The organism is Thermoflexus sp. (assembly GCF_025055495.1).
Classification (GTDB): domain Bacteria; phylum Chloroflexota; class Anaerolineae; order Thermoflexales; family Thermoflexaceae; genus Thermoflexus.
On sequence record NZ_JANWXB010000317.1, the window covers coordinates 1 to 7,337 of the forward strand.

Sequence of the window (7,337 nt, forward strand, 5' to 3'; positions counted from 1 at the left end):
CGCAGGCCTGGGAGATCGCCGAGGCCAGTGACGGCCATCCCCTGCTGGTGGAGCTCATCGTCGCCCAGGCGGGGCGGCGGGACCTCGCCGAGCTCCTGCAGGAGGTGCGGGCGCGCAAGGGGGCGTTTGAGGAGCAATTGAACCGGGTGTATGAGTGGAGCGCCCGGATCATAGAGGAGAAGGGACAGCTGGACGCCTGGGGGGCGTTGCTGCTCTTCCCCGGCGGCGCTGCGCCGGAGGCGCTGCTCTGGGCCGCCGCCGGGCGGGAGGGAGCATCGGCGCTGCAGGAGGCAGCCCTGGCGGACTTCCATCCGGACCTGCAGGCCTGGCGCTGGCACGCCACGGTCAGCGAATACGCCCGATCCCACTGTTCTCTGAGCGACGAAGAGCGCCGCAGCCGCCTTCTTGAGCTCCTGCCCACGTGGACCAATTGGCTGGAAGGCCTGTCCCCGAAGACACCGGAGACCGCCTTTCAGATCGAGACCCAGCAGGCCAACCTCGAGGCCATCCTGGACGAGGCGGCCCACATCCCCTGGGAGTCCCTTCGGGGCCTTCTGCAAGCCCTTCATCAGGCCCTGCCGCCGCCGGATCAGACCCTATCCCTGCGCGCCTTCGAGGAGCGGATGTATCGGATCTGGGCGGAGCGAGCGACCGAGGAGGCCGAGCGCGCGATAGGGCTTGGCATGCATGGGGTTGCCCTTTCTGCCCTGGGCCGCCGCGAGGAGGCCCTGCAGGCCACCGAAGAGGCCGTCGCGCTCTACCGCCGGCTTACCCAACAACACCCCCAGGCCTTCCTCCCCGACCTAGCCAGGAGCCTGACCGACTTGGGGGCGAGGCTTTCCAAAGTGGGCCGCTTTGAGGAGGCGATACAAGCCACCGAAGAGGCCGTCCGCCTCTTCCGCCAGCTCACCGCCCAACGCCCCCAGGCCTTCCTCCCCGACCTGGCCAGGAGTCTGGTCAGCCTAGGGGCGAGGCTTTCCAAAGTGAGTCGCTTCGAGGAGGCCCTGCAGGCCACCGAAGAAGCCGTCCGCCTCCTTCGCCAGCTCGCCGACCAACACCTCCAGGCTTTCCTCCCCTACCTGGCGGGGAGCCTGAATAGCTTGGGCTTGAAGCTTTCCGAAGTAGGCCGCTTCGAGGAGGCCTTGCGGGCCACCGAAGAAGCCATCCGCCTCTTCCGCCAGCTTGTTGACCAACACCCCCAGGCCTTCCGCCCCAAATTGGCCAGGAGCCTGGGGGCGTATGGGCGCATCCTCCTGAGCCTGGGCCGGGCCTCAGAGGCCTGCGCCGCTTTCGCTGAAGGGCTGCGGCAGATCCTCCCCTTCGCCCAAGCCCTCCCTGCCGCCTTCCGCGATCTGGCCGCTGCGCTGCAGCAGGACTACCTCGAGGCCTGCCGGGAGGCTGGCCAGGAACCGGAGCGTGAGTTGATCGAGGAGGCCTCCCGTGTCCTCTAAGCTCTTGCGGCTGTCGCCCAGGCTGCGGTCGGGTTGGGCCGCTCCCTTAGGCGAGGCGGTGGTGCGAGGCAAGGCGGGTTCGGAGGTCCGGCGGGCGGTGGAGGAGGCGCCGCTGGGATGCCGGAACGCGAAGCGCCGGGCGGGCAGCGGAGGTGCCGGGATGGCGAATAGGGGACGATCGGGATCCCCTTGCCCTGCACGGGGAGCCGGCGCAGGAAAAGCGGGCGCTTTCGCCGGCGGAACGGGCCGCCATGGAGCCACAGGCGCGGATGAAGGCAGAGGAGCTTGTGGGGCGGAGGGCAGGCGAGGGCGCAGAGAGTGGCGCCTCAAGGCATGGAAGGGCTTTCGTAGGGTGGACGCGCTCTCGACGTTCAGCGGGCGGGGACTCCGCTAAGCTGTTCGAAGGGCCCTTGCCCGCCCGCAAAAGAACCGTTCCCGCTCCCAAAAGGCATCTGGGCCTCAGAAAGCGAAGGGATATCAGCAAAGATCCCCGTAGCCCTGGTGGGACGGGAAACAGGATTCCCTAAACCCCATTCAACGCGTGGAGGTCGTTGTGATCACGGCTTCTTCCCAACCCGTAACCCTTGTCCTTTTCGGCGCCAGCGGGGACCTGGTCTGGCGCAAGCTGGCGCCCGCCCTCTTCGACCTCTTCGTGGAGGGCTGGCTGCCTGAACAGTGGACCGCCCTCGGCGTCGCCCGCACGGCGATGGACGATCCGGCCTTCCGCGCCCGGATCCTGGACGGTGTCCGGCGCTTCGCCCGCCGCCGCCCGCAGCCCCCCCAGGAGGAGGCCTTCGCCGCCCGCTTCTTCTACTTGCGCGGGGATTACGACGATCCCGCCCTCTACGCCGCCCTGGCCCGGCGGCTGCAGGAGCGGGGCGCGGAAGGCCACCGCCTCTCCCACCACGTGTTCTATCTGGCCGTGCCGCCGGGGATCACCGAGGCCATCGTGACCCACCTCAGCGAGGCCGGCCTGCTGCGGGATCGGGATCGCGATCGCGTGGTGATCGAGAAGCCCTTCGGCCACGACCTGCCCTCTGCCCGCGCCCTCAACGCCCGCCTGCGCCGCTTCCTGGACGAGAACCAGATCTACCGCCTGGATCACTACCTGGGCAAGGACACCGTCCAGAACATCCTGGCCCTGCGCTTCGCCAACGCCTTCTTCGAGCCGATCTGGAACCGCCGCTACATCGACCACGTCCAGATCACCGTGGCCGAAACGGTCGGCGTGGAGCACCGGGGCGGCTATTACGACCAGACCGGCGCCCTGCGCGATATGGTCCAGAGCCACCTCATGCAGGTCCTCTGCCTGATCGCGATGGAGCCGCCGGTCTCCCTGAGCCCCGACGAGATCCACTACAAGAAACTGGAAGTCCTGCGGGCCATCCGGCCGATCCCCCCGGACCAGGTGGACGCCTACGCTGTGCGCGGACAGTATGGGCGGGGCGTGATCGCCGGGGCAGAAGTCCCGGGCTACCGCGAAGAGCCCGGCGTGGACCCCCAGTCGAACACCGAAACCTACGTGGCCCTCAAGCTCTTCATCGACAACTGGCGGTGGCAGGGCGTGCCCTTCTACCTGCGCACCGGCAAGCGCCTCCCGGTTAAAACGTCGGAGGTCTCCATCACCTTCCGGCCGGTGCCCCACCGGGCCTTCCCGGACACCGCTGTGCGCGCCTGGCAGCCCAACCGCCTGATCCTGCGCCTGCAGCCCGAAGAGGGCGTCCTCTTCCGGTTCCAGGCCAAAGCCCCCGGCCCCCTCATGCAGCTTCAGCCGGTGGACATGCATTTCCTGTATCGGGAGGCCTTCGGCGACGCCCCGCCGGAGGCCTATGAAACGCTGCTCTTGGATCTCATCCGCGGCGACACCACCCAGTCCCTCGACGCGGCATGGGTGGAAGCGGCCTGGGCCGTGATCCAGCCGATCTTAGAGGCATGGGCGGCGCGCCCGCCAACGGATTTCCCCAACTACCCGGCTGGCACGTGGGGCCCTCCGGAGGCCGACCGCCTGCTGGCCCAGGACGGGCGCGAGTGGATGCTGCCCACCCTCCTCGAGGCCCCCTCGCTGTGAGGGAGGGGGGCCGTCCACGAATGAGGGCACGAATGCACGAATTCGCAACTGGAGGGAGAATGTCCTTGTTTGTAGTAGGGCACTTCAGTGCCCGTCCAAGGCGCCTCCAAGAGGAGCGGGCGCTCACACGCCTTATTGCAAACAGAGAGAGCTCCCGTCTGGAAGTCCGGCGTGAACCCAAACCAGGCGCTCGCCCGATGCGCTCACCAAAGAACGGGTACTTGCGTGCCCTACTAAGAACCAAAATCCCGTTTGGAGTAGGGCACGTTAGTGCCCGTCCAAACCGTCCCCAAAAAGAACGGGCGCGGACGTGCCTCGCTGCGAACAGGAAGCTCCTCTCAGAAACCGGGTGTGAATGAAACCCAGTGCTTGCCCCACGCGCTCGCGGAAGAACGGGCACTGATGTGCCCTACTAAGAACGAAAAATCCTGTTTATCATCCATAATCCACAAAGCGAGCGGACAGCCAATGCTCTGGATCTTCCCGGATCTGGAAACCCTCAGCCGCGCGGCGGCGGCCTTGTTCGTCCGCCAGGCCCAGCGGGCCATCCGCCGATCCGGCCGGTTCGTGGTGGCCCTGGCCGGAGGGCAGACGCCCCGGCGGGCCTACGAATGGCTCGCCCATCCCCTCTGTCGCGACGCGGTGGCCTGGGAAGCCGTCTACGTCTTCTGGGGCGATGAGCGCTGCGTGCCCCTCTCCGATCCCCGCAGCAACGCCCGCATGGCCTGGGAGGCCCTGTTGCGCCACGTCCCTATCCCGCCGGATCACGTCTATCCCATCGTCTGCGAGGGCGATCCGGCGTCTGTGGCCGCCCGTTACGAAGCAATCCTGCGGGGCTTCTTCGGGGAGACACCGCGCTTCGATCTGGTGCTTCTGGGTCTGGGGGAAGACGGCCACACGGCGTCTCTTTTCCCCTTCCATCCGGCCCTGGAGGAACCGGCCCGCTGGGCCACAGGCGTGGAAACGATGGATCCCCCCCGGGTCACGCTGACCTTCCCAGCTCTGAATCAGGCCCGCCGGGTCGTGTTCCTGGTGGCAGGGTCAAGTAAGGCCGTCGCCCTGAGGGAAACCCTGCAGGGCGCGTGGAACCCTCAGCGATGGCCGGCCCAGAGGGTCCGGCCCATTCGGGGCAGCCGACTATGGATGGTAGACCAAGCCGCGGCCGAGTTATTACGCGGATTGAAACCCGCCTCTTCGAGCGCTTCGGGCCGGGCGTCCACCCGCGTGGACACTTAAGAGGCTTACCCGGGGCGTTGACACCCGCCGATCCCCTGGCCGCGGGTTCTCAACGGCCGACTTCTGCGGGCACCGGTAGCCGTTGCGCTGTCCGGAGACGGCCAAGCGGAGCGAGATAACCCCACCCCCTGGATCCCCCTTCCCCGGAGCCCTTTAGGTCGTCGGGAGGGGGGTGAAAGAATTCCACAAAGGGAATGAACAACGAAAACACTCATTCTTCGGGTCAGCGTCGGCTGACCCCCGGCCAAAGGCCTTCAACGGCCGACTTCCGTGGGCCCCCACTCGGCTCCCCCCACACCAACAGGTCGGCACCGGCCGACCCCCGGCCAAAGGCCTTCAACGGCCGACTTCCGTCGGCCCTCGCTCGGCTCCCCCCATACACCAACAGGTCGGCGCCGGCCGACCCTTGGCCGAAGGCCCTCGACGATCGACTTCCGTCGGCCCCCACGCCCAATCTCCACCTCGGCTCCCCCCATACACCAACAGGTCGGCACCGGCCGACCCCCGGCCAAAGGCCTTCAGCGGCCGACTTCCGTCGGCCCCGCTCGGCTCCCCCCACACACCAACAGGTCGGTGTTGGTCAAGCCCCAGCCAAAGGCCTTCAACGGCCGACTTCCGTCGGCCCCGGTCGGCTTTCCCACACCAACAGGTCGGCGCCGGCCGACCCTTGGCCGAAGGCCTTCAGGGGCCGACTTCAGTCGGCCCCCCCTGGCCCCCCGTCGAGCACCCGTAGAACCCCCGGCGTGAGATCCAGCAACGAGGCCGCCTCCCGGAAGACCTCCACCCCTGGCCCGGCGACGAGCAGCGGGACCGGGTTCGAGGTGTGCAATCGGGTCCGCAGATCCTCGACATTCCCGTGATCGCTGGTCAGGATCACTGTGGCCTCCGGCGGCCGATGAGCGATCAGAACGTCCAGGAAGCGATCCACTGTGTCCAAAACGGGCTCCGGGGGCAGGTGGCGATGGCCCACCAGATCCGTGAGGAAGCTTTCAAACAGCACCAAGTCCGCCTCCTTCAGCAACCGCAGGAGGCGCATCGCCGCCTCCTCCGGCGCCACCGGCGGCAGATCCGGGAACGGCCGGCCGTGCTGGCGGGCCCACGCGGGGGCGAAGGCGTTCGTGATATCCCAGAGCAGCGCCCGCCCCTCCATCAGATCCTCGAACGTCCGGAACGGGAGGCCCGATAGCTGGTTCATCCACGTGGTCACCGAGGGCCGCAACCGGCCCTGCGCCACCAGCTTCCAGTAAACATCCGAATACGCGTTCGCGAACGTCGGGCGGAAGCCCGCCGCCCGGGCCCGAGCGAAGAGACTATGCCCCTCCAGCAATCGAACCAGTTCGGCGGACGGGTAGCCGGTTCGATGTCCCCCGATCAGGGCGGGGGCGTTTAAACCCGTGAACAGCGCCGTCTGCCCCGTGGCGCTTTGAGGGAGGCCGGGCACCCCCAGCGCCGCATCCAGCTCCCGGCAGAGGAGATCCCCGTTCTCCCCCGCGCAGCCCCGGGTCAGCGGGCGCCCCATCCGGGCGGCGAGCCGCGGAAGACCGGGGTGAAAGAGCGGATTCCACGGCTCCTGCTCCCCCAGGCCCACCCCGTCCAGAAAAACCAGCACCACGGGTCCCATTCGCCCCGATCCTTTTTTAGAGAGCATGCCGATCCGGCGGCATCGGAATGCATCCCCCGAAACCAGAAGGGGCGGGCCCGGAGGCCCGCCCCAGATCCACCCCTCGCGCCCCTTTCAACGCACGAGCATCCCCACCGCGAGATCCACCCCTCCTTGGCGCATCCGCCCCCCTTCGATGCACGAGCATCCCCACCACGGGATCCGCTCCTTTATTGGCATTGGCGCCTCTACGTCCCTCCCAACCCACGAGCATCCCCGCGGCGGAATCTGCCCATCCCCTTCATTCGTGGATTCGTGCCCCCATTCGTGGACGGCCCCCCCTTACATCTTGTAGCCGATCCGACGCAGAAACTCCTTGCGATGGGCCACATCCGCTTCGGTCTCGATCCCTCGGGTGGCCACGCCATCGATCACCCCGACGATCCCCCGCCCCTGCTCGGTCTCCGCGACGATCACCTGCATCGGGTTGGCGGAGGCGGCGTAGATGTGGCAGACCTCCGGGACCATCTTGATGGCATTGAGGACATTGATCGGGTAGTAGCCCTTGCCCAGGACCACGATAAAGAAGTGGCCGGCGCCGACCGCCAGGGCGTTCTTCTTGGCCAGCTCCACCAGCTCCGGATCCGTGCCGCTGGCCCGGACCAGGGCAGGGCCAGACGACTCACAGAAGGCCAGGCCGAACTTGATCCCGGGAACCGTGTTCACCAGCGCCTCGTGGATGTCCTCCACGGTTTTGATGAAATGGCTCTGGCCCAGGATCACGTTGAGCTCGTCGGGCTTCTCGATCCGCACCACCTTGAGCTCGATGGCCATAGGGCACCTCCTGAGCGGGTTAAGCGTTCAGGGTGGTGGGGGGGGGCGCGACCCCACCCCCCCCCCCCCCCCCCCCAACCCCCCCGGTGGCCCCCACCGCCCCCCTAGGCGGGGGTCAACCCCAGATCACCCCCCCCCCCCACGAGCC

General features: G+C 67.7%; 5 protein-coding genes. 3 read left to right on the forward strand and 2 right to left on the reverse strand.

Features of this window, described 5'->3' with window-relative positions:
• From NZM16_RS10105 to pgl, 3 genes are all read left to right on the forward strand, one after another.
• A partial coding sequence (locus tag NZM16_RS10105; protein WP_295480229.1) for a tetratricopeptide repeat protein occupies nucleotides 1-1,451 on the forward strand: 1,451 nt, incomplete at its 5' end.
• Between the two features lie 553 nt (nucleotides 1,452-2,004).
• Nucleotides 2,005-3,519: a glucose-6-phosphate dehydrogenase gene (gene zwf, locus NZM16_RS10110; RefSeq protein WP_295480231.1), complete on the forward strand. Its 1,515-nt coding sequence runs from the start codon at nucleotides 2,005-2,007 to the stop codon at nucleotides 3,517-3,519.
• Between the two features lie 468 nt (nucleotides 3,520-3,987).
• On the forward strand, nucleotides 3,988-4,755 hold the full coding sequence (gene pgl / locus NZM16_RS10115; RefSeq protein ID WP_295480233.1) for a 6-phosphogluconolactonase: 768 nt from the start codon (nucleotides 3,988-3,990) through the stop codon (nucleotides 4,753-4,755).
• A gap of 694 nt (nucleotides 4,756-5,449) precedes the next feature.
• On the opposite strand, the gene NZM16_RS10120 is transcribed toward pgl, so the two are convergent.
• Both NZM16_RS10120 and NZM16_RS10125 read right to left on the reverse strand, forming a co-directional pair.
• Nucleotides 5,450-6,376, reverse strand: coding sequence for an alkaline phosphatase family protein (locus NZM16_RS10120; protein ID WP_295453528.1), 927 nt, complete (start codon nucleotides 6,374-6,376; stop codon nucleotides 5,450-5,452).
• 321 nt (nucleotides 6,377-6,697) lie between these two features.
• The gene (locus tag NZM16_RS10125; protein WP_366946231.1) at nucleotides 6,698-7,183 is read right to left on the reverse strand and encodes an adenosine-specific kinase; all 486 of its coding nucleotides are present in this window, start codon (nucleotides 7,181-7,183) and stop codon (nucleotides 6,698-6,700) included.
• Between the last annotated feature and the right edge of the window lie 154 nt (nucleotides 7,184-7,337).